Genomic DNA, 19,337 nt, shown 5'->3' with positions numbered 1-19,337 from the left:
TGGACGAGTTCGGGGGCGCCGACGACGTCCCAGGTCAGTGGGTCCTGGCCGGGGGTCCAGCGGGTGAGGCGGCGGGCGGTGGTGTCGCGTTTGGCGGCGCGCAGGGTGGCGGCCTGGGCTTTGCCGCGGCCTTCGGCGACGGCTTCGGCGAGGTTGGCGAACAGCACGGTCAGCCACAGCCACACCACGATCGCCCAGGCGAACAACGACGGGCCGGTCACCGCCAGCACGGTGGTGAACACCGCCCCGGCCTCCACGATGAACATCACCGGGTTACGCCACAACGTCACCGGATTCAGCTTGCGCACCGCGTCCGGCAGCGCCGCCACCAGGCGCCGGGGGTCGAACGGGCCGCCGCCGGATCGGCCGTTCCCTGGGGAGCGGCGCGGACGGACCGGGCTGCCGAGCGTGCGATCGGACATGTCAGGACAGCCCTTCCGCGAGCGGCCCGAGCGCCAGGGCGGGCAGGAAGGTGAGCGCGACCAGGACGATCGTCACGCCGACGACCATGCCGACGAACTGCGGCCGGTGGGTGGGCAGCGTGCCCGCCGACGCCGGCACCGGCGCCTGCCCGGCCAGCGACCCCGCCAGGGCCAGCACGAAGACGATCGGCAGGAACCGGCCGAACGCCATGCACAACCCGAGGACGGTGTCGTACCAGGGGGTGTTCACCGTGATGCCGGCGAACGCCGAGCCGTTGTTGCTGGAGGCGCTGGTGAACGCGTAGAGCACCTCCGACAGGCCGTGGGGACCGGAGTTGAGCATGCTCGCCCGCTCGGCCGGCGATCCCATCGCCAGGGCGGTGCCGACGAGCACCAGCACCGGCGTGGTCAGGAAGTACATCGAGGCCAGCTTGACCTCGCGGGAGCCGATCTTCTTGCCCAGGTACTCCGGAGTGCGGCCGACCATCAGCCCGGCCACGAACACCGTGATCACCGCCAGCACCAGCATGCCGTACAGGCCCGCGCCGACGCCGCCGGGCGCGACCTCGCCCAGCATCATGTTCAGCATCGTCATCATCCCGCCCAGCGGCGTGAACGAGTCGTGCGCCGAGTCGACGGCTCCCGTGCTGGTCAGGGTGGTCGCGGAGGCGAAGGTCGCCGAGTCCGGCACGCCGAACCTCACCTCCTTGCCCTCCAGGGCCGCGCCCACCGCCCGGGGCACGGTCGCGCCCCCGGCCAGTTCGAACGCGGTGGTCAGCGCGACGCTCGCCAGCGCGATCACGGCCATCACGGCGAGGATCGCCCGCCCCTGGCGGACCTGGCCGACCATCCGGCCGAACGTGCGCGGCAGCGCGAACGGGATCAGCAGGAGTAGCAGGATCTCGACCCAGTTCGTCCAGCTCGTGGGGTTCTCGAACGGGTGCGCGGAGTTGACGTTGAAGAAGCCGCCGCCGTTGGTGCCGAGCTCCTTGATCGCCTCCTGGCTCGCCACCGGCCCACCCGGGATGAGCTGCGCGCCGCCGGCGAGCGTGGCGATCTCGTGCGGGCCGGCCAGGTTCTGCACCACGCCGCCCGCCGCGAGGACGAGCGCGCCGGCGAAGGCGATCGGCAGCAGGACGCGCATCGTGCCGCGCACCAGGTCCACCCAGAAGTTGCCCACGTGTTCGGTGCGGCTGCGCGCGAACCCGCGCACCAGGGCCATCGCCACGGCCATCCCGACCGCCGCCGACCCGAAGTTCTGCACCGCCAGCCCGGCCATCTGCACCAGATGGCCCATCGTCGACTCACCCGAGTACGCCTGCCAGTCGGTGTTGGTGACGAAGCTGACCGCCGTGTTCCAGGCGACGTGATCGGGCACCGGTGGCCGGCCCAGGCTGAGCAGCAGCCTGTCCTGGAGACGCTGGAAGGCGTACAGGAACAGGACCGACACCGCCGAGAACGCCAGCACGGCGCGGGCGTAGCCGGTCCAGTTCTGCTCGGAGCCGGGGCGCACGCCGATCAGCCGGTACACCCCGCGCTCGGCTGCGCTGTGCCTGGACCCGGTGTAGACGCGGTACATGTAGTCGCCCAGCGGGCGGTGTGTCAGCGCGAGGGCGACGGCGAGGGAGCAGACGAACACGGCGCCCGCCGTCGCGGTGCCCATCAGAACCGCTCCGGGAACAGCAGGGCGGCGACCATGAACAGCACCAGGACGGCGGCCACCGCCAGTCCGGCGGCGTTCACGGCGTTCACAGCCGCTCCACCCCGCGCACGACCAGTCCGACGATCGCGAACACCACGATCGTCAGGGCCACGAAGCCGACGTCGGCCATCGCCACTCCTCGCAATCCCGCAAGACGCCTCCCAGGGCCCGGCAGGGGCCGCAGGACGAGACAATCGCGATGCTTGGCGTGGTTGACGCGTTTTGACGGATTCCATACGCGGTCAGGCCGAGTATTGGCGCCCGCCATACGCCTCCATCGCCGACCCGCACCTGAGCCGGTGGGCGCGGGGCCCGCCGGCTCAGGGCTTCGAGTGAGGCGCTTCGGCTCGGCCTCGTTTCAGAAGCGCCGATTCAGGAGCGTCGTTCCCAGGGCGTCGTTACCGGGGCGTCGTTCCCGGGGGTCGGTTCCGGGGCGTCGGGTTCAGAAGCCGAAGGAGCGGCCGATGATCTCCTTCATGATCTCGGTGGTGCCGCCGTAGATGGTCTGGACACGGCTGTCCATCCACGCCTTGGCCACCGGGTACTCGACCATGTAGCCGTAGCCGCCGTGCAGTTGCAGGCAGCGGTCGATGACCTTGTGCTGGAGCTCGGTCGTCCACCACTTGGCCTTGGCCGCGTCCACGACCGTGAGCTCTTTGGCGTTCAGCGCGCGGATGCACTTGTCCACGTAGTGCCGGGCGATCTCCACCTCGGTGGACAGCTCGGCGATGACGAAGCGGGTGTTCTGGAACTTGCCGATGTTCCGGCCGAACGCCTGGCGGGACTTGCAGTACTCGATGGTGGTCTCCAGCACCGCCTCCGCCGCCGCTACCGCCGCCACCGCGATCGACAGGCGTTCCTGCGGGAGGTTCACCATGAGCTGGATGAAGCCCTGACCCTCCTCCTCGCCGAGCCGGTTGGCCACAGGGACGCGGACGTTCTCGAAGAACAGCTCGGCGGTGTCCTGGGCGTGCATGCCGATCTTCTCCAGGTTGCGCCCCCGGGAGAAGCCCTCCATGCCGCGTTCGACGACCATCAGGGTGGTGCCGCGCGCCCCCGCCGCCGGGTCGGTCTTGGTGACCACGACGACCAGGTCGGAGTTGACGCCGTTGGTGATGAACGTCTTCTGGCCGTTGACGATGTAGTGGTCGCCGTCGCGGACCGCCGTCGTCTTGATGCCCTGCAGGTCGCTCCCCGCGCCCGGCTCGGTCATGCCGATGGCGGTGATCAGCTCGCCGGAGGCGAAGCCGGGGAGCCAGCGCTGCTTCTGCTCGTCGTTGGTGAGATCGACCATGTACGGCGCCATGATGTCGTTGTGCAGGCCGAACCCGAGCCCGGTCGCGCCGAACCTCATGATCTCTTCGACGATGACCGCGTTGAAGCGGAAGTCGGAGATGCCCGAGCCTCCGTACTCCTCGGGGACCGAGAAGCCGAACATGCCGAGCTCGCCGGCCTTCTTCCACACCTCTCGCGGGACGATGCCGTCCTTCTCCCACTGCTCATGGTGGGGGACGACCTCGCGCGTCATGAACTCGCGCACGGTCTCACGGAAGAGCAGATGCTCCTCCTCGAAGAGGTCTCGCTGCATTCGCTTCCTCCTTGGGGTTACCGCACCAGAATACGATTCTGGTCATCGCCGGACCCGGGGGACCCCGCACGGTCGAGGGGCGTTCCCCTACGTCACAAATCAGCCACTTTCTGCAGTGTTACTCCTGCATAAGCCCGCCGTAAGCCCGCAGAGTCATACGATCTACCTCCGGCTGCCTGTCGGCCCGGACGCGTGATCGGAGGCGATCGTGAACGGCTGGGCTCCCAAGCTCCGCAGATCCCTGGCAGCGGCGGTGCTAGGTGCCTGTGCCACCACGGTCCTACTGAGTCCCGCACCCAGTGCCGCAGACACCACCGCTTATCGGTTCCAGTACCTCTGTAGGAACGGCGCCCTTCTGCCGGGCGTTCAGCCGCAGAAGATTGAGGTCCAGGTTTCGATTCCCACTTCCGTGCGGGTGGGGGAGCGTATTCCCCTGGAATGGAAGGTTCTGACCGAATCTCCGCTTTTCTCGTCTGCCAAGTTCCCCTCGGGTGGTCGGCTCTCGATCACCGGGAGAGTCAACGTGACGGGTCTCTTGCAGGGAGACTTGGACTCGACGGGCAGCAAGGATGAGGGGGAACTCGCGCCCGGAGCCAGGTTGGAACTACCGGCCGGGCTTTCCGGCTCCGTCGCCACGTCCAAAGAGGGCAAGCTGTCCATCACACCGGGCGACCTGCTGTTCGACTTCACTCCGCCTGCGGAGAATGTCCTCGTCAACGACGCGACGAACCTGAAGCAGCCAAGCGATCGCGTACAGGGGCCGACCGAGTACTTCGGTGGCGGCTGGGTGTACTCCGGCAAGGATGTGCGTGCGGGTTGGGGAGATCTCAACGAAGACGTACATGCCACAACCGTGGTCGGTGACACGGCAGTGGTCGATTTCGTTGGCACGGGGATCGAGTTCTGGTCAGAGCGATCTGAGGATACGGGCAACATTGAGATTTATGTTGACGCCGCGCCAGGTGGTGCAACTCCACCGATCGAGGTGCATCCGTACGAGGCAGGCGTTCCGCGGACGCAACCTCTGACGCAGGAGCTCCTGTGGTCGAAGCGGGACCTGACATATGGCGATCATCGGGTCACGTTCAGGAAGTCCGCCGATGAGGGTGACCAGCAACGCTACTTGGTCATGGACCGCCTGAACCTGATCACCGGTGCCCTGCCAACTCCTCCGAAGTACTTCAGGACCACGTGTAAATACCAAGGAACAGCATTGCCGACCGTGGTTCAGGTGCTGCCGGCAGCCTCCAGCGGGTCGAACGGGGGCAACAACGGCAACAACAACGACGAGAACCAGCAGGTCAGCGATGGGGATGACTCGGCGCGCGGGGTGATCGTGCTTTCGGGGGGCGGCTCGGGGCACGGAGCGCCGACCGAGACGGCGAGTCCAACGCCCAAGGCGTCCAAGACCTCCAAGGCCCGCTCGACTCCCCAGGTGCGGGTGACCCCCAGAGGTGGTGCGCACACTGGTGAGGCCCCGGAACAGGATCCGAGGCCCGGTGCCTTCATCGCATACGGCTCCGTGCTGCTGCTCGGCAGTGTGGCGGGCGGTCTCGTGCTGAGACGCCGCCGGGGAAGGGCGGCTTGAGCGGGACGTTACCGCCGGCGCCGGACGGCGAGGAGCCTCGGCGCGGGCGGTGGAAGGGCATGCTGGCGCCGCTCCTGGTGACGGCCGGTTCCCTGGCGGGCATCGGGGCCGTGATGGCCGGCCTGCTGGCGTACCTGTCGCCTACGGAGAACGCCGCGTCCGACTCCGGGCCGACGCCGGTCGTGGCTCAGATGTTCCCGGCCGACGATGCCAACGGCGCGCCCGGCTCTGATGCAGGGCAGCAGGCCACGGCCGGGACGTCCACGATGGACGAAACCTCTACAGGAACTCCGACAGGAACCTCGACGGGTGTCTCAGCGGTGGACGCGGCGTCCACGGCGGTGGGTACGGCGACGGTCGGCCCCGGTGGAGTGAACGCGCCTCTGGTCGAGGCCGCGCCGGCCGCCTCGCCGCCGGCTCCGGTGGCCGCGCCGGTGAAGGCGTTGCGCAAGTCGGTGCCGACCCGGGTCCGCGTCCCGAGCATCGGCGTGGACGCGGCGCTCGTGTCCGTCGGGGTGGACAGGAACGGTGAGATCGAGGTGCCCCCGCTGAGCAGGCCGAAGCTGGCGGGCTGGTACCGGCTGGGACCGGCTCCGGGCGAGATGGGCCCGGCGGTGATCCTCGGCCATGTGAACACCCGCGGCGGCCCCGCGGTGTTCAGCCGCCTGCGCGAGCTGAAACGCGGCGACATGATCACGGTGGTCCGCGCGGACGGCTCGACGGCGCGGTTCACGGTGGACGGGGCCGAGCAGGCGAGCAAGAACCGGTTCCCGACCAAGCGCGTCTACGGGCACGTGGACCGCCCGAGCCTGCGCCTGATCACCTGCGGCGGCGTGTTCAACGCCAAGGCGCACAGCTACACCGACAACATCATCGTCTACGCCACCCTCTCCGCCGCCACCCGCCGCTGAGCGGCGAGGCGCCGGCGCCCGGCCCTCAGCGAGCGGCCCGCTACCAGGTGGGCGAGAGCAGGCGGTCGAGGACCGTCCGGCCGCCGGCCCGCAGGCCGTCGTGCTCGTACTCGTTGGTGATCCACGGCCGCAGGCCCTTGATCGTGCGGGCCGTGTCCAGGGACAGCTCCCGGGCGACGTACATGTCGTTGTAGTAGACCGCCGCCGAGACCGGCACGGTGTTGGCCTCCAGGCGGGCGACGTCGTACAGCGCCGGCCACGACGGGCGCTCGGCGAGCAGGTGCGCCGTCTCGCGCAGCGGCCGCAGGATGGGATCGGTGTCGAACATCCAGGGGTAGATCGTCTCCCCGGTGAACAGCAGGGGCCCGTCACCGTCGAGGGCGGCGGCGGGAGCGAATCCGGGGAACTCGTCGCGGACGCGCTGTGCCGACCAGCCGGTGGCGCCCTCGCCCTGCGCGTAGGTCGCCTCGTGGATGAGCGCGTACAGCGGGGCTCCCGCGGTCCAGGCCAGCTCGGCCTCCACCTCGACCAGGAAACCGTCCCTCAGATCATCGCCGCCGGCGAAGGGGTCCTCCAGCAGGTAGTGCAGGCGCCGGCTGCCGGTGCCGCCGCCGAGCAGGTTGCCCAGCGTCTGGAACAGTTCCACGGTCAGGGGCCGGCCGTTCGAGAGCAGCACCTCGCCGTCGCGCAGGTGCCTCGCGACGCGCACGGCGCGTTCGACGTCCTCGGGGTAGCGTTCGTAGTGCGCGGCGTTCTTGGCCTCCACCTGCGGATACAGGGCGCGGTACACCTCGTCGGCCCGGGCTCCCAGGCCGGGCAGGCCGCCGGTGACGAACGCCTCCGCCAGGCCCTGCGGGGCGAAGGACAGATAGGTCACCGTGCAGAATCCGCCGAAGCTCTGACCCAGGACGCTCCACGGCTGGTCGCCGATGAGCGTACGGCGGATCAGTTCGGCGTCCCGGACGATGGAGTCGGCGCGAAAGTGCGTCAGGTGCTCCGCCTGGACGCTCGGCGAGCCCAGGCGCGGCAGGCTGCGCCGGTCGAGCGGCGTGGAGCGGCCGGTGCCCCGCTGGTCGAGCAGCAGCACGCGGTAGTCCTCCATGGCGCGCTCCAGCCAGCCCTCCCCGCCGAGTGGACGCGGGGAGGAGAAGCCGGGACCGCCGTTCAGGTACAGCAGCCACGGCAGGTCCTCGGCCCGCCTGCCGCCCGCCCGCACCTCCCGCGCGTACACCTGGATCCGCTCGCCCTCGGGACGGTCGTGGTCCAGGGGGACGGTGAAGACGTGGTCGGCGAACACCGTGTCAGAGCGGTGGGGCGAGATCATGACGTCGATCCTATTCAGGCCGTTCGCCCTGGACGCAGGGCGTTCGGTTCGGCGTCCCCCGCTCCGCCTGAGCGGGTTCGTGTCGTGCTCCGGCGCGACCCTCTGTTCGCGGCTGAGTAGAAACTCGTTCCAATCGCATCGAACCACTCACGCGAACCGCCCGTAGCTCCGCATGAACGGCCACCGTCGTTGTGACGATGGATCGCAATTCCCCAGGGGGAGAAGGGATCGGGTACAGATGCGACGCGCACGTATCGCCTCGGTCGCCACCGTGGTTCTCAGCCTCGTCGTTCTTCAGACGACCACGGCCTGCTCCAGGATCTTCGGCGAGCCGATCGCGGGCGCCACGGATCCCGCGCCCAGCGCCGTGCCGGCAGAGGAGTTGGCGAGAGGGCTTCTCGCGTCGGCGGCGGCCGCCGAGCCCGACGCCGACGCTTCCGGCTCCTCGGCGCAGGCGACCAATGACGGCGCGGCCCCGGCGGGCGCGGCCGTTCCGACGGACGGGGCGGCGCCCACGGACGCGGCGCCTACGGACGCGGCGCCCACGGACGCGGCAGCGCAGGACGCGGCGGCGCAGGACGCGGCGGCGCAGGGGACGGTGTCGACGCCGTGGGGTCCGTTGAGTCCGGCGGACCGCGATCTGGTGGTCAAGGTACGTCTGGCCGGCCTCTGGGAGATCCCGACGGGAAGGCAGGCCGCGAAACGCGCTTTCCGGGCCGTCACCAGGAAGAACCTGGGGGAGATCGCCCGGCAGCACGAACTTCTGGACGCCGAGGTCCGGGAGGTGGCGGAGGAACTGCGTGTGCCGCTGCCCGATGAGCCCAACGACGACCAGAAGGGATGGATGGCCGAGATCTCCGCCAAGAAGGGACTCGCCTACGACCAGACGGCCGTCATGCGTCTGCGGATGGCGCACGGGAAGATCTTTCCCGCCATCGGCGCGGTCCGGGCCTCCACCCGTAACACGCTGATCCGCGGCTTCGCCGAGAGCGCGGCGAAGTTCGTGAACACCCACATGGGCCTGCTGGAGGGCACGGGCCTGGCAGGAGACCACGCCCTTCCCCCCGCCCCCACGCCGAGCCCGGCTCCTCCTCTCACGGTCCCCGAGGACGAACCCGCCCCGAGCGCGCCCCCCGCGACCTCCTTGCTCGACGGCACGAAGCAGAGCCACCACTCCACCGGCGGCTGATGACCGTCCTCGGCGCGACGACGGTCAGCGCGGACGCTCCGGCGGGCGCTCGGCGTCCGCCAGCCGCTGGCGATAATGCGGTGGGGCGCTGATCCGGGGGAGTGCGCTTCCCCCGGATCAGCGCTCACTCAGACGGCGGCCAGGCTGAACCGCTGGTTGTCGGTGTCGATCGCGAGGATCCGGACCGAGACGCGGGTGCCGACGGGCCACGATCGCCCATGGGCGAGACCGGTGAAGCCGTCGGACTCGACGAACGAACCGAACGGCACTTCCTTGGTCACCACGCCTTCGATGATGTCACCGACCTGGTGACCGGCGAGGAAGGACTGCCAGCTCATGTATGTCACCTCCTTTCGTCACGAGTGGCCGTGCGCGCTTCTCGTGACGCGGCGGGCCTCTCGCCCGCGGGGTGATCAAGCGGCGGCCGGGCGTCCGTCCTGTGTGCGGCGCGTGGCCGACCCGGCAGTCATGGATCGATGGTAGCGACTCAGGGGTGACTCCGGAACCTCGCGGCAGGCTCCGTTCCAGGACGAGCGCGAGCCCTTGACGGTCCGGGAAAAGCTCATGGACGGTCCGCGTGCGACGCCGTCATTCCCTCCGTGCCGGGGGTCGGCGCCGAATGGTTGACTGGGCCGATGCAGCCCGAGGAGATCCACCGCATCGCCACCGCGCTGGGCGGCGCGGTGGCCGGCACGTCCAACCTGGCCGGAGGGTTCTCCCACGAGACGACCCTGCTCACGCTGGCCGACCGCCAGGTCGTCGCCCGTCTCGGCGGGCCGGACCCCGCCATCGAGGCCGCCGTCATGGCCGCGGCCCGCCGTCACGTCCCGGTTCCCGAGGTGCTGCTCGTCCTGCCCGCCGAGGACGGCGACCAGGGCGCCCGCCCCGCCATGGTGCTGGAACACGTGCCCGGCACGCCGCTCGACCACGTTCTCTCCGGCGGCGAGCACGACCGGGCCGCCCTGGGTGACCTCGGCGCCGAGGTCGGACGCGTCGTGGCCGCCGTCAGCGCCGTGAGGTTCGAGCGCCCGGGCTTCTTCGCCGACGAGCACCTCACCGTCCGTCCCGGGAGCCCGTGGTCGCAGCAGCTCCCCGAGTTCGCCGAGACGTGCATGGCCGCCACCCCCGACGCCCGCCTCGACCTGGCCATCCGGCGGGACTGGGCCGACCTGTGCGCCGCCCACGCGCCCGCGCTCGCCGGCGTCGACGGGCAGGCCCGGCTGGTGCACGCCGACGTCAATCCCAAGAACATCTTGGTCACCCGTACACGATCCGGCGGCTGGCGCGTGGACGCCCTGCTGGACTGGGAGTTCGGCTACTCCGGATGCCCGTACGGCGACGCCGCCAACATGGTCCGGTTCGGCGCCGGCTATCCGGTCGGTTTCCTCGACGGCTTCCGTGCGGCCTTCGCCCGTCACCAGCCCGCCGATCTTCCGCTCGTCGAGGACTGGCTCTACCTTGGACGGGTCCTGGACATGTTCGCGCTGAGCGACCTGGTCACCCGCCCTGCCGGGCATCCCGTCGCGGACCAGGCGGCGGAGCGCGTCAGGCGCTGGGTCCGCGAAGGCGTACCCACCTCCGCCTGAGCGCGGTATCGCGGCTGCCCCCGGCATCGCGGCCGCCCCCGGTATCGCGGCCCGGAGGCTGACGGCCGGCGGACCACGTGACGAGGGACCGAAGAGATGGTCGATCGGAGTCGGGGCCACCACCTTGGCTCGGGTCGTGGGCGGGTGCGGTCACCAGGGGTCTCCGGAGGCGCCGGCGGCGAGGTGCTTCTCGTAGCTCGCCACCTTGGTGTCGATGAGGTCGAGGCAGTCGTGCAGCCGCGCGAGTTGCTCGGCGACGCGGAGCCGGTGCGCGCGGAGCAGCTCAAGCCGTTCCGCCTCGTTGCCGCTGCCGGCACGGACGAGTTCGGCCAGGCGGCCGATCGTGGCCAGGGGCATGCCGGAGGCCCGGAACTTGACGCAGTTGGCCAGCCACTCGACGTCCCAGTCGCTGTAGACCCGCCGGCCCCTGTCGTCGCGCCGCACCTCGCCGGCGAGCAGGCCTTCACGCTCGTACAGCCGCAGGGCGTGGACGCTGAGCCCGATGCGCTTCGCCACCTCGCCGATGCTCAGATCGTTCCGCATGGTGCCGAACGTATCCCGTTGACCTATACCTCGGTCCAGCATCTAGCGTTCGCGGCATGAGCAGTCACGAGACCGTCGGCGTGACCCGCCGTCCATCCGGCGCGGCCGGCACCGCTGACGACGTCCTCTCCGGAATCGATCTCAGCGGCAGGACGGCGGTGGTCACGGGCGGTCACTCCGGTCTGGGGCTGGCCGCCACCCGCGCGCTCGCCCGCGCCGGGGCCTCGGTCGTGGTCCCGGCCCGCGATCCCGAGCAGGCGCGACAGGCGCTGACCGATGTGGAGGGAGTCGAGGTCGGCCAGGTCGACCTCGCCGACCTCGCCTCCGTCCGGGCCTTCGCGGAACGCTTCCGGCGCGGCCATGACTCGCTGGACATGCTGATCGCCAACGCCGGGATCATGGCCTGTCCGCAGACCCGGGTGGGGCCCGGCTGGGAGGCGCAGTTCGCCACCAACCACCTGGGCCATTACGCGCTGACCAACCTGCTGTGGCCCGTGCTCAAGGCGGCCGGCACGGCCCGCGTCGTCGCGGTCTCCTCGGGATACGACCCCGGCTGGCGCATCCGCTGGGAGGACGTGCAGTTCGCGCACGGCTACGACAAGTGGGCGGCCTACGCCCAGTCCAAGCTCGCGAACATCCTGTTCGCGCGCCACCTCGATCGGCTGGGCGGACCGCACGGCGTCCGGGCCTTCTCGGTGAACCCGGGATGGATCCGCACCTCCCTGCAACGACACCTCACCGTCGAGGAGATGGTCGCGGCCGGCTGGATCGACGCCGACGGTGATCCGGCGCCGGGCCTGTTCACGACACCCGAGCGAGGTGCGGCGACCATGGTGTGGGCCGCTGCTTCGCCCGAGCTCGACGGGCACGGCGGTGACTACTGCGCCGGTTGCCGCATCGTCGAAGGCGGTCCGGCGGACAGGGATGAGGCGAGCGAGGAGCCGGGCGATGAGGCGGCGCGTCTCTGGGTGCTCTCGGCCGGCCTCACCGGTCTGGATCTCATCTCCTGAGCCATCGCCGCGCGGGAGAGGTCGGACAGCGGCCCGCTACCAGGTAGGCAGGAGCAGCAGGCGTCCGGGACCCGGTAACCGGCTTCGTGTCGTTGCTCGTGTTCCGCGTTCGTCGATGGCTCACGTTTGCGGAAGGGCGTGCCCGAGTTCGGCCGTCAAGTTCTGCTCGATGAGCTTCCAGGCATGCTCGGCGGCGGCCGCGTGGAAGGTGGGCGCGCTCGGGGACAGGAACGCGTGCGAGGCGCCGGGGAGCACGGCCATCTCGTACCGGACACCCTCGGCCCGCAGACGCGCCTCGATGATCGCGCGCTGCTCCTCGGTGATCAGATGGTCGTCCGCGCCGAGGATGACGACGATCCGCCCGGTGATGCCGCCGCTGAGCGCGACGGTCGGTTCGGGCCTGCTGATCGGGATGTCGGTGCCGGTCAGCCAGCCCGCGTACAGCACGACGGTGACGGTCAGGGGGAGCTGGGTGGCCGCGTAGTAGGCCAGGTGACCTCCCATGCTGAGCCCGACCATGCCGGCCGGGCCCGCGGCGCCCGCGTGCCGGCGCAGGTACTGCTCGGCAGCGCGCACGTCGTCGAGCACGCCGGCGCGGGTCAGCTCGCCCATCAGCGCGAAGCCGCGCGCACGGCCCTCCTCGTCGGCGTTCAGCTCCACCCCTGTCTCCTCCGATCGGTGGAAGAAGTCGGGGGCGATCACGGCGTACCCGAGGGCGGCGATCCGGTCGGCGACCGCGCGGATGTCCGGGGTCACTCCGAACAGTTGATGGGCCACGATGACTCCCGGGTGAGCGCCCGGTGAGCGCGGGAGGGTGAGGTAGGCGCCCATGACGCCGTCTCCGACCCGCAGCTCGACGCGCCTGCCGTGGGTCTGCTCCATGTACTCCGACATCCGCCGGTACCTGCTTCCTTGGTCCGATGCCCCCGTGCCGTTGCGCGGGACGACGCGTAGATCGTCACCCACTGCCGACATCGGCATCCAATAGGAAGACCACCCTGCCGGTATCAGAATGCTGATACGTGTGGGTGCTGTGAGCGTCTCTCTCGATCTGCTGCGGACCTTCCTCGCCGTGTACCGGTCAGGTTCGGTGACCCGCGCCGCCGGGTTGCTCGGCCTTTCGCAACCGGCCGTCACCGGGCACATCAAGGCGCTGGAGCAGGCGCTGGAACGGCCGCTGTTCGACCGCGTGGCACGCGGCATGGCCCCGACCGCCGCGGCCGACCGGCTCGCCCGCCGCGTCGCCGTCCCCCTCGACTCGCTGGAGGAGCTGGTGCTGGGCGATCCCGGCGGCCCGGCCGAGGTGTTCGGTCGCGTCGTCCACCTCGGAGGTCCGGCCGAGCTGACCTGTGCCCGCGTGCTCCCCTGCCTCGCCCCGATGATCACGTCGGGGCTGCAACTGCGCGTCACCCTCGGCCTGCCCGACAGGTTGCTGAGCGAGCTGGCCGAAGGCGCCCTCGACCTGGTCGTCTCCACCCTGCGGCCCCGCCGCCGGGGCCTGGTCGTCGAGCCGCTGTGCGACGAGGACTTCGTCCTGGTCGCGGCGGCAGGCTGGGAGGGGGAGGGGCTGGATCGGGCGCCCCTCATCGCCTACGGCGAGAACCTGCCGATCCTGCGCCGCTACTGGCGTACCGTCTTCGACACCCGTCTCACCCGCGCCCCCGCGGTGGTCGTCCCCGACCTGCGCGGCGTGCTGGCCGCCGTCGTGGCCGGAGCGGGCGTCACCGTCCTGCCCCGCTATCTGTGCGCGGACGAGCTCGCCGACGGCCGCCTCCGGTTGCTCCTCGACCCCGAGCTCGCGCCGATCAACACGTTGTTCCTGGTCTCCCGCGCCGGCACCGCGAACCCGGCCGGCACCGCCGTGCGCCGTCATCTCCTCCTCCAGGCCCGCAACTGGTGAGGGACGACTGCTTGCGGCTCGGAGACGACCCTGAGCGCGAAGCGCCGGCCGCGCCGAAGAACTCGATGTGACCGTGCATGAACTACTCAGGGCCGCCAGACCTGGTGGTCTGACGGCCCTGTTCGGCCGGTTCATCGATCAGGCCTTGTTGAAGGTCTTCTTGGCCCAGAGGTAGGAGAGTGCGGCGATGCCGGCGCACCAGGCGGTGGCGATGGCGCCGCTGTTGCCGATAGGGGTGCCGAGGAGGAGGCCGCGGACGGTCTCCATGATCGGGGTGAAGGGCTGGTACTCGGCGAACCAGCGCAGGACGGTGGGCATGGAGTCGGTGGGGACGAAGCCGCTGCCGAGGAAGGGCAGCAGGATCAGCGGCATCGGGGCGTTGCTGGCGGCCTCGGGGGTCGGGGACCGCAGGCCCAGGGCGACCGCCAGCCAGGTGACGGCCACCACGAACAGGGTGAGGATCCCGATGGCGGCCAGCCACTCGGCGGCGCCGGCGGTCGGGCGGAAGCCGATCGCCAGGGCGATGCCGATGAGGACGGCCATGCCGAGGAGCTGCTGGACGACGCTGCCGACGACGTGGCCGGTGAGCACCGACGCCCGGGAGATCCGCATGGTGCGGAAGCGGGCGATGATGCCCTCGGTCATGTCGGTGGCGACCATGACGGCGGTGCCGGTCGCGGCCGTTGCCGCCGCCATGAGCAGGATGCCGGGGACGACGTAGTTGACGTAGGCGTCACGGCCGCCGCCGAGTCCCGCGCCGAGGGTGCCGCCGAGGACGTACACGAACAGGAGCAGCAGGATGACGGGCGTGACGATCAGCTGCACGGTCATGGACGGGTAGCGGAGCAGGCGCTTGAGCTGACGCCGGATCATGGTGGAGGAGTCGCGCATGGCGAAGGTGAGGGTGCTCATCGGGTGGCTTCTTTCTTCTGGCCGGTGAGGGTGAGGAAGACGTCGTCGAGGTCGGGGGTGTGGACGCTCATGTCGGCGATGTCGATCGAGCCTTCGTCCAGGACGACGAGCAGTTCGCGGATCGCGCGGACGCCGCCGTCGCTCGGCACCTGCAAGGTGAGCGCCTCGGGGTCGGTGATCCCCGTGCCGATGAGCCGGCGAGCGGTGTCGAGCTGGTGGGTGTCGGCGAAGGTGAGCGCGATGTGGCCGCCGGGGATGCGCCGCTTGAGCTCGTCGGCGGTGCCTTCGGCGATCAGCCGTCCGTGGTCGAGCAGGGCGATGCGGTCGGCGAGCTCGTCGGCCTCCTCCAGGTACTGGGTGGTGAGGAAGATGGTGACGCCGCTCGCGACGAGTTCGCGCACGATCTGCCACATGGAGCGGCGGCTGCGCGGGTCGAGGCCGGTGGTGGGCTCGTCCAGGAAGATCAGGCGGGGGTCGCCGACCAGGGTCATCGCCAGGTCGAGCCGGCGTTGCATGCCGCCGGAGTAGGTTCCGGCCGGTTTGCGCGCCGCCTCGACCAGGTCGAAGCGGTCGAGCAGTTCGGCGGCCCTGCGCTTGCCGTCCCCGCGGGACAGGTGCTTGAGGTCGGCCATGAGGAGCAGGTTCTCCTCGCCGGTGAGCAGCTTGTCGACGGCCGAGTACTGGCCGGTGACGCCGATCGCCCCGCGCACGTCGTCGGGCCTGCGGGCCAGGTCGTGGCCGGCGACCTGGACGGTGCCGCCGTCGGCCGGGACCAGGGTGGACAGGATCTGGACGGTGGTGGTCTTGCCCGCGCCGTTCGGGCCGAGCAGGGAGAAGATCGTCGCTTCGGGGACGGTCAGGTCGACGCCGTCGAGGACGACCTTGTCGCCGTAGGACTTGCGCAGCCCGTTCGCCGCGATGGCCAGGTTGGTCATGATGGGAGCTCCTCGGAGGCCGTGGGTCACAGGCTGCGGGCGACGATGTCGCCGTAGGCGGTGGTCGCGTGGATGGTGAGCTGGGCGGCGGCACCTTCGGTGTTCATGAGGGAGTTGTGGACGCGGCCGAAGGAGGTGCCGGCGTCCAGGGAGGCCGACACTCCGGCGGCGGCGCCGACCGAAACCTCGCCAGCCTCGGTGCGCAGCACGACGGCGCCGCGCACGGCCTCGGCGACGCGGATGTCGCCCTTGCTGGTGCGGATCTCCGCCGGACCGTTGAGCCGGCCGACCGTAATGTCGCCGGCCAGGGTGGTGAGGCGGGCGCTCGCGGCCTCGTCGAGCTTGATCGAGGCGTGCGGGCCGTCGAAGGCGACGTCGCCCAGGCGGCCGACGCCCCGCAGCTCGACGCTCGCGGCCTTGACCTCGACCTGGGAACCGGCGGGCAGTTGGACGGTCACCTCGATGGAGCCGGAGTGGCCGAGGAACTGGTTCTTGGCCGAGGCCTCGATCCGCAGGACGCCGTCGCGGTACTCGACCTTGGTCTGCTCGGCCACCTTCACGTCGCGGCGGTCGGAGGCGTCCGCGGGCAGGACCTCCACCGCGGTGTCGGCCCGGTCGGCGGCGATGAACCGGACGCGCCCGGCGGGGATGTCAAGGACGGCGGAGATCGGGGCGGGGGTGTCGAAGGTCTGCATCGTGTGCTCCTGTGCTCGTTGTTTCTGACACCGGAAACGCTACGTTGCTTTCCAATTCGCTGCAAGATACTTGTTGCGAACAGAAGGTGTATCTGCAGGTAGCAGCCATAGAATCGTTGCAGTGGTCTTGCAAGGTAACGCAACAGCGGGCTTTCGCATGTTGCAATGGCTTGAGGGTGAACGCTATGGTGGAGGCATCCGGGAACACGAAGGAGATCACGATGCCGGGAGGCAGGCTCACTCAGCAGGACCGTCAGCAGATCGCGCTGGGGCTGGCCGACGGCCTCGCCTACGCGGAGATCGCCAGGGGTCTCGACCGTCCCACCTCCACGATCACGCGTGAGGTGATGCGCAACGGCGGTCCGACCGCCTACCGCGCAGAGCTGGCCCACCGCGCCACCGAGCGCCGCGCCCACCGGCGCACGCAGACCCCGCCTCCCGGGTCGCAGGCGCCCGCGCAGCCGCACGGACGCGAGGCCGAGGCCGTGCGCGAGTACGAGGAGACGCTCACCACCGTCTTCATGCAGTCGGGCCTGCCCAAGATGATGGCCCGGGTGCTGGCCTGCCTCTACACCACCGACGCCGGCAGCCTCACCACCGCGGAGCTCGTCCAGCGCCTCCAGGTCAGCCCGGCGTCCATCTCCAAGGCGATCACGTTCCTGGAGAGCCAGGACCTGGTCCGTCGCCGCCGTGACGAACGCCGCCGCGAACGGTACGTCGTCGACGACGAGCTCTGGTACCAGTCGATGATCGCCAGCGCCCAGGCCAACAACCGGGTCGTGGAGACCGCACGGCAGGGCGTCGGCGTCCTGGGCCCCGGCAGCCCGGCCGCCACCCGCCTGGAGAACATCGCCCGGTTCCTGGACTTCGTCACCGAGACCCTCATCCGCGCCGCCGACCAGGCCCGCGAGGTCCTCCACACGAAGGTCGAAGCACGCGAGCCCGACGACCGGTGAAAATCCCGCGTGCTCTGTTGCCTGACGAGAACCGATCAGTCGCCAGGCAGGATCACGGCTGGGAGGGGGAGGGTCTGGATCGGGCGCCCCTCATCGCCTACGGCGAGAACCTGCTCCAGGCCCGCACTTGGTGGGGGACGATCGCCCGCGCCGCGCCTGACGGTCCGGTGTCCTCTCGCCGGCCGGGCGGTGAGCTGGAACCCCTGCGACGGCTCGCAACCAGTCCCCGCGTGCGTCATCCGCGCGATGGCCGAGAGCGGGACCGCCGGCCGACCGGCCGCCTGGCGGCGATTCCGTCCAGCAGGCAGTCCAGGCCGAGCTCGAAGCGTGCGTCCGCGGTGAGGGGCGGCATGTCCTGGAGCCAGGAGTCGAGCGAGTCGTTCGCCATCTCGCCCGCATACGCCTGCAGATCCTGCGTCGTGCCGATGCCGAACCGCTCGAGCATCGCGATCTCTCTGCTGACGCTCATCGCGGTGCCGGTCACGTAGTTGTCCAGCAGCGATACGTAGGTGACGGCCGGTGTGAGCCCGGCGTTGTCCAGCACGGCCAGCATGAAGGCCGCCCGCCGCATGGTCGTCGGCCCGAACGGTGGCCGGCTGTCCACCAGTTCGGCGTACCAGCGATGCCGGCCGATCATCCGCCACAGACTGGAGGCGACGCCGCGCAGGTCGTCGCGCCAGTCGTCGCCCGGTTCGGCGGGGACGTCGACCTCGTCCGACACCTCGTCCAGCATCAGGTCGACCAGGCCGTCCTTGTTGAGGACGTAGCGGTACAGCGACATCGGAGTCGACACGCCGAGCGCGCCGGCGACGGCGCGCATGGTCAGCCCCGAGACCCCTTCGGTGTCGGCGAGGGCGATGCCCGCGCGCACGATCTCCGCGCGGGTCAGCGCGTGCTTGCGGCCGGGCGGCTCGGGGTGGTGCCAGATCAGCCGTTCCGGGGAAGTGCTTGGCATCCTTGGAGTGTACTACGTATAGTCTCGTGTACAACGTACATTCTGGAGGCGTCGATGCAGCTCAGAGGGATCAACTACGACACGGGGTTCGGCGGCGCGGTCGGCGACCGGTCGCGGGTCGACTTCGACCCCGATGTGGTGCGGCGCGAACTGGAGATCATCGCGACGGACCTGCACTGCGACGCGGTCCGCATCAGCGGGGACGACCCTGACCGCATCGCGCTGGCCGCGCACGCCGCCGTCGACGCGGGGCTGCGGGTGTGGTTCGCGCCGTTCCCGGCCGACCTGACGCCCGCGCAGTTGCCGGCCTACTTTGAAGGCTGTGCCACCAGGGCCGAGGAGATCCGGGCGCGCGACCCCGAGACCGTGCTCGTGCTGGGCTGTGAGATGTCGCTGTTCTGCGCCGGCTTCATGCCCGGCGCGTACCTGATGGAACGCATCCAGAACGCGATGAACCCGCAGGCATGGTCCGGCTTCTCGCCCGATGCCGACTTCGCCGAGGTGCTGCGCGGCGTCGCCGAGGTCGCGCGGGCACGCTTCGGCGGCGAGATCACCTACGCCTCGGGGGAGTGGGAGGACATCGACTGGTCGCCTTTCGACTTCGCCGCGGTCGACCTGTACCGCTCGGCGGACAACGCCGCCGACTTCGCCGAACGCGTGCGGGCCTACCGTGCCCACGGGAAGCCCCTGGTGATCACCGAGTTCGGCTGCTGCACCTACCGCGGCGCGGCCGAGGCCGGCGGAATGGGCTGGGCCATCGTCGACTACGCGGCCACACCCCGGGTGCTGAACGGCGAGTACGTCCGCGACGAGTCCGTCCAGGTGGCCTACTTCCACGAGCTGATGGACGTCTTCGAGGCCGAGGACGTGCACGGCGCCTTCTGGTTCACCTTCGCCGGCTACGAGGCCCGGTACGACCCCGACCCCAGGCGCGATCTCGACATGGCCGGCTACGGCACCGTCAAAGTCCTCAAAGAGCACAAAGGTGGCCGCTATCCCGACATGACGTGGGAGCCGAAGGAGGTCTTCGACGCCATCGCGACCCGGTACGGCGCGCGGCCCGCTTCGCCGCCGGCGGGAGCGGCCGGCGCGCGTGGTTGACCGGGCCGCGCTGGGCGTGG

19 protein-coding genes and 1 pseudogene are annotated in these 19,337 nt (G+C 70.3%); 8 read left to right on the top strand and 12 right to left on the bottom strand.

The genetic code is table 11. The features are described from left to right. The 4 genes and pseudogenes from ABZU32_RS37115 to ABZU32_RS37100 all read right to left on the bottom strand — a co-directional run. Window positions 1-422: pseudogene (locus ABZU32_RS37115) on the bottom strand (potassium-transporting ATPase subunit B); the annotation flags it as partial. 1 nt (window position 423) lies between these two features. Beyond that, entirely contained in the window at window positions 424-2,085 is a 1,662-nt protein-coding gene (gene kdpA / locus ABZU32_RS37110) for a potassium-transporting ATPase subunit KdpA (RefSeq protein ID WP_354930458.1), read from the bottom strand. Next, complete coding sequence (locus tag ABZU32_RS37105) at window positions 2,085-2,174, bottom strand: potassium-transporting ATPase subunit F (protein ID WP_354853450.1); 90 nt, start codon at window positions 2,172-2,174, stop codon at window positions 2,085-2,087. The genes kdpA and ABZU32_RS37105 overlap by 1 nt, the downstream gene beginning before the upstream one ends. A gap of 392 nt (window positions 2,175-2,566) precedes the next feature. Then, entirely contained in the window at window positions 2,567-3,712 is a 1,146-nt protein-coding gene (locus tag ABZU32_RS37100; protein ID WP_354853447.1) for an acyl-CoA dehydrogenase family protein, read from the bottom strand. A 208-nt stretch (window positions 3,713-3,920) separates the two neighbouring features. Here ABZU32_RS37100 and ABZU32_RS37095 point away from each other — a divergent pair, with 208 nt between their 5' ends. Beyond that, on the top strand, window positions 3,921-5,300 hold the full coding sequence (locus ABZU32_RS37095) for a hypothetical protein (RefSeq protein WP_354930455.1): 1,380 nt from the start codon (window positions 3,921-3,923) through the stop codon (window positions 5,298-5,300). Beyond that, entirely contained in the window at window positions 5,297-6,211 is a 915-nt protein-coding gene (locus ABZU32_RS37090; RefSeq protein ID WP_354930452.1) for a class F sortase, read from the top strand. Before ABZU32_RS37095 ends, ABZU32_RS37090 begins: the two co-directional genes overlap by 4 nt. A gap of 40 nt (window positions 6,212-6,251) precedes the next feature. Here the strand turns inward: ABZU32_RS37090 and ABZU32_RS37085 are convergent, their stop codons facing one another. Further along, window positions 6,252-7,535 carry an alpha/beta fold hydrolase gene (locus ABZU32_RS37085; protein WP_354930449.1) on the bottom strand — a complete coding sequence of 428 codons (1,284 nt, stop codon included), beginning with the start codon at window positions 7,533-7,535 and terminating at the stop codon, window positions 6,252-6,254. Window positions 7,536-7,773: 238 nt separating this feature from the next. Here ABZU32_RS37085 and ABZU32_RS37080 point away from each other — a divergent pair, with 238 nt between their 5' ends. Then, window positions 7,774-8,724: a DUF4142 domain-containing protein gene (locus ABZU32_RS37080; RefSeq protein ID WP_354930446.1), complete on the top strand. Its 951-nt coding sequence runs from the start codon at window positions 7,774-7,776 to the stop codon at window positions 8,722-8,724. A 128-nt stretch (window positions 8,725-8,852) separates the two neighbouring features. Here the strand turns inward: ABZU32_RS37080 and ABZU32_RS37075 are convergent, their stop codons facing one another. Beyond that, window positions 8,853-9,062, bottom strand: coding sequence for a S1 RNA-binding domain-containing protein (locus tag ABZU32_RS37075; RefSeq protein ID WP_354930443.1), 210 nt, complete (start codon window positions 9,060-9,062; stop codon window positions 8,853-8,855). 297 nt (window positions 9,063-9,359) lie between these two features. Between ABZU32_RS37075 and ABZU32_RS37070 the strand changes: the two genes are divergently transcribed. Continuing rightward, window positions 9,360-10,310, top strand: coding sequence for a phosphotransferase (locus tag ABZU32_RS37070; protein WP_354930440.1), 951 nt, complete (start codon window positions 9,360-9,362; stop codon window positions 10,308-10,310). A 150-nt stretch (window positions 10,311-10,460) separates the two neighbouring features. Here ABZU32_RS37070 and ABZU32_RS37065 read toward each other — a convergent pair whose 3' ends face one another. Beyond that, window positions 10,461-10,853 (bottom strand): MerR family transcriptional regulator, encoded by a 393-nt coding sequence (locus ABZU32_RS37065; protein ID WP_354930437.1) that lies wholly within the window; start codon window positions 10,851-10,853, stop codon window positions 10,461-10,463. A 56-nt stretch (window positions 10,854-10,909) separates the two neighbouring features. Between ABZU32_RS37065 and ABZU32_RS37060 the strand changes: the two genes are divergently transcribed. Then, entirely contained in the window at window positions 10,910-11,863 is a 954-nt protein-coding gene (locus tag ABZU32_RS37060) for an SDR family NAD(P)-dependent oxidoreductase (protein ID WP_354930434.1), read from the top strand. Window positions 11,864-11,983: 120 nt separating this feature from the next. On the opposite strand, the gene ABZU32_RS37055 is transcribed toward ABZU32_RS37060, so the two are convergent. After that, the gene (locus ABZU32_RS37055) at window positions 11,984-12,838 is read right to left on the bottom strand and encodes a dienelactone hydrolase family protein (protein WP_354930431.1); all 855 of its coding nucleotides are present in this window, start codon (window positions 12,836-12,838) and stop codon (window positions 11,984-11,986) included. Between the two features lie 58 nt (window positions 12,839-12,896). On the opposite strand from ABZU32_RS37055, the gene ABZU32_RS37050 reads away from it, so the two are divergent. Further along, window positions 12,897-13,763, top strand: coding sequence for a LysR family transcriptional regulator (locus ABZU32_RS37050; protein ID WP_354930428.1), 867 nt, complete (start codon window positions 12,897-12,899; stop codon window positions 13,761-13,763). A 138-nt stretch (window positions 13,764-13,901) separates the two neighbouring features. On the opposite strand, the gene ABZU32_RS37045 is transcribed toward ABZU32_RS37050, so the two are convergent. Genes ABZU32_RS37045 through ABZU32_RS37035 form a run of 3 tightly spaced genes read right to left on the bottom strand, consistent with a single transcriptional unit; the run spans window position 13,902 to window position 16,305 of the window. Beyond that, window positions 13,902-14,675: an ABC transporter permease gene (locus ABZU32_RS37045; RefSeq protein WP_354930425.1), complete on the bottom strand. Its 774-nt coding sequence runs from the start codon at window positions 14,673-14,675 to the stop codon at window positions 13,902-13,904. After that, window positions 14,672-15,610, bottom strand: a complete 939-nt coding sequence (locus ABZU32_RS37040; protein ID WP_354930422.1) for an ATP-binding cassette domain-containing protein — start codon at window positions 15,608-15,610, stop codon at window positions 14,672-14,674. The genes ABZU32_RS37045 and ABZU32_RS37040 overlap by 4 nt, the downstream gene beginning before the upstream one ends. Before the next feature lie 26 nt (window positions 15,611-15,636). Next, complete coding sequence (locus tag ABZU32_RS37035) at window positions 15,637-16,305, bottom strand: DUF4097 family beta strand repeat-containing protein (protein WP_354930419.1); 669 nt, start codon at window positions 16,303-16,305, stop codon at window positions 15,637-15,639. Window positions 16,306-16,526: 221 nt separating this feature from the next. Between ABZU32_RS37035 and ABZU32_RS37030 the strand changes: the two genes are divergently transcribed. After that, window positions 16,527-17,261 (top strand): helix-turn-helix domain-containing protein, encoded by a 735-nt coding sequence (locus tag ABZU32_RS37030; protein WP_354930416.1) that lies wholly within the window; start codon window positions 16,527-16,529, stop codon window positions 17,259-17,261. A gap of 235 nt (window positions 17,262-17,496) precedes the next feature. On the opposite strand, the gene ABZU32_RS37025 is transcribed toward ABZU32_RS37030, so the two are convergent. Continuing rightward, window positions 17,497-18,216 (bottom strand): TetR/AcrR family transcriptional regulator, encoded by a 720-nt coding sequence (locus tag ABZU32_RS37025; protein WP_354930413.1) that lies wholly within the window; start codon window positions 18,214-18,216, stop codon window positions 17,497-17,499. A gap of 54 nt (window positions 18,217-18,270) precedes the next feature. Between ABZU32_RS37025 and ABZU32_RS37020 the strand changes: the two genes are divergently transcribed. Continuing rightward, complete coding sequence (locus ABZU32_RS37020) at window positions 18,271-19,317, top strand: hypothetical protein (RefSeq protein ID WP_354930410.1); 1,047 nt, start codon at window positions 18,271-18,273, stop codon at window positions 19,315-19,317. Window positions 19,318-19,337: the final 20 nt, after the last annotated feature.

Source organism: Sphaerisporangium sp. NPDC005288 (genome assembly GCF_040607475.1).
Classification (GTDB): domain Bacteria; phylum Actinomycetota; class Actinomycetes; order Streptosporangiales; family Streptosporangiaceae; genus Sphaerisporangium; species Sphaerisporangium rhizosphaerae.
Note: the sequence above shows the minus strand (reverse complement) of the source record. Positions and strands in the feature narration are given on the sequence as shown.

What these genes read in the sequence shown, in the direction of transcription:
- kdpA (WP_354930458.1), bottom strand. Translation starts at nt 2,085, where the DNA reads ATGGGCACCGCGACGGCGGGCGCCGTGTTCGTCTGCTCCCTCGCCGTC.
- ABZU32_RS37100 (WP_354853447.1), bottom strand. Translation starts at nt 3,712, where the DNA reads ATGCAGCGAGACCTCTTCGAGGAGGAGCATCTGCTCTTCCGTGAGACC.
- ABZU32_RS37085 (WP_354930449.1), bottom strand. Translation starts at nt 7,535, where the DNA reads ATGATCTCGCCCCACCGCTCTGACACGGTGTTCGCCGACCACGTCTTC.
- ABZU32_RS37080 (WP_354930446.1), top strand. Translation starts at nt 7,774, where the DNA reads ATGCGACGCGCACGTATCGCCTCGGTCGCCACCGTGGTTCTCAGCCTC.
- ABZU32_RS37075 (WP_354930443.1), bottom strand. Translation starts at nt 9,062, where the DNA reads ATGAGCTGGCAGTCCTTCCTCGCCGGTCACCAGGTCGGTGACATCATC.
- ABZU32_RS37070 (WP_354930440.1), top strand. Translation starts at nt 9,360, where the DNA reads ATGCAGCCCGAGGAGATCCACCGCATCGCCACCGCGCTGGGCGGCGCG.
- ABZU32_RS37065 (WP_354930437.1), bottom strand. Translation starts at nt 10,853, where the DNA reads ATGCGGAACGATCTGAGCATCGGCGAGGTGGCGAAGCGCATCGGGCTC.
- ABZU32_RS37060 (WP_354930434.1), top strand. Translation starts at nt 10,910, where the DNA reads ATGAGCAGTCACGAGACCGTCGGCGTGACCCGCCGTCCATCCGGCGCG.
- ABZU32_RS37055 (WP_354930431.1), bottom strand. Translation starts at nt 12,838, where the DNA reads ATGTCGGCAGTGGGTGACGATCTACGCGTCGTCCCGCGCAACGGCACG.
- ABZU32_RS37045 (WP_354930425.1), bottom strand. Translation starts at nt 14,675, where the DNA reads ATGAGCACCCTCACCTTCGCCATGCGCGACTCCTCCACCATGATCCGG.
- ABZU32_RS37040 (WP_354930422.1), bottom strand. Translation starts at nt 15,610, where the DNA reads ATGACCAACCTGGCCATCGCGGCGAACGGGCTGCGCAAGTCCTACGGC.
- ABZU32_RS37035 (WP_354930419.1), bottom strand. Translation starts at nt 16,305, where the DNA reads ATGCAGACCTTCGACACCCCCGCCCCGATCTCCGCCGTCCTTGACATC.
- ABZU32_RS37030 (WP_354930416.1), top strand. Translation starts at nt 16,527, where the DNA reads ATGCCGGGAGGCAGGCTCACTCAGCAGGACCGTCAGCAGATCGCGCTG.
- ABZU32_RS37025 (WP_354930413.1), bottom strand. Translation starts at nt 18,216, where the DNA reads ATGCCAAGCACTTCCCCGGAACGGCTGATCTGGCACCACCCCGAGCCG.
- ABZU32_RS37020 (WP_354930410.1), top strand. Translation starts at nt 18,271, where the DNA reads ATGCAGCTCAGAGGGATCAACTACGACACGGGGTTCGGCGGCGCGGTC.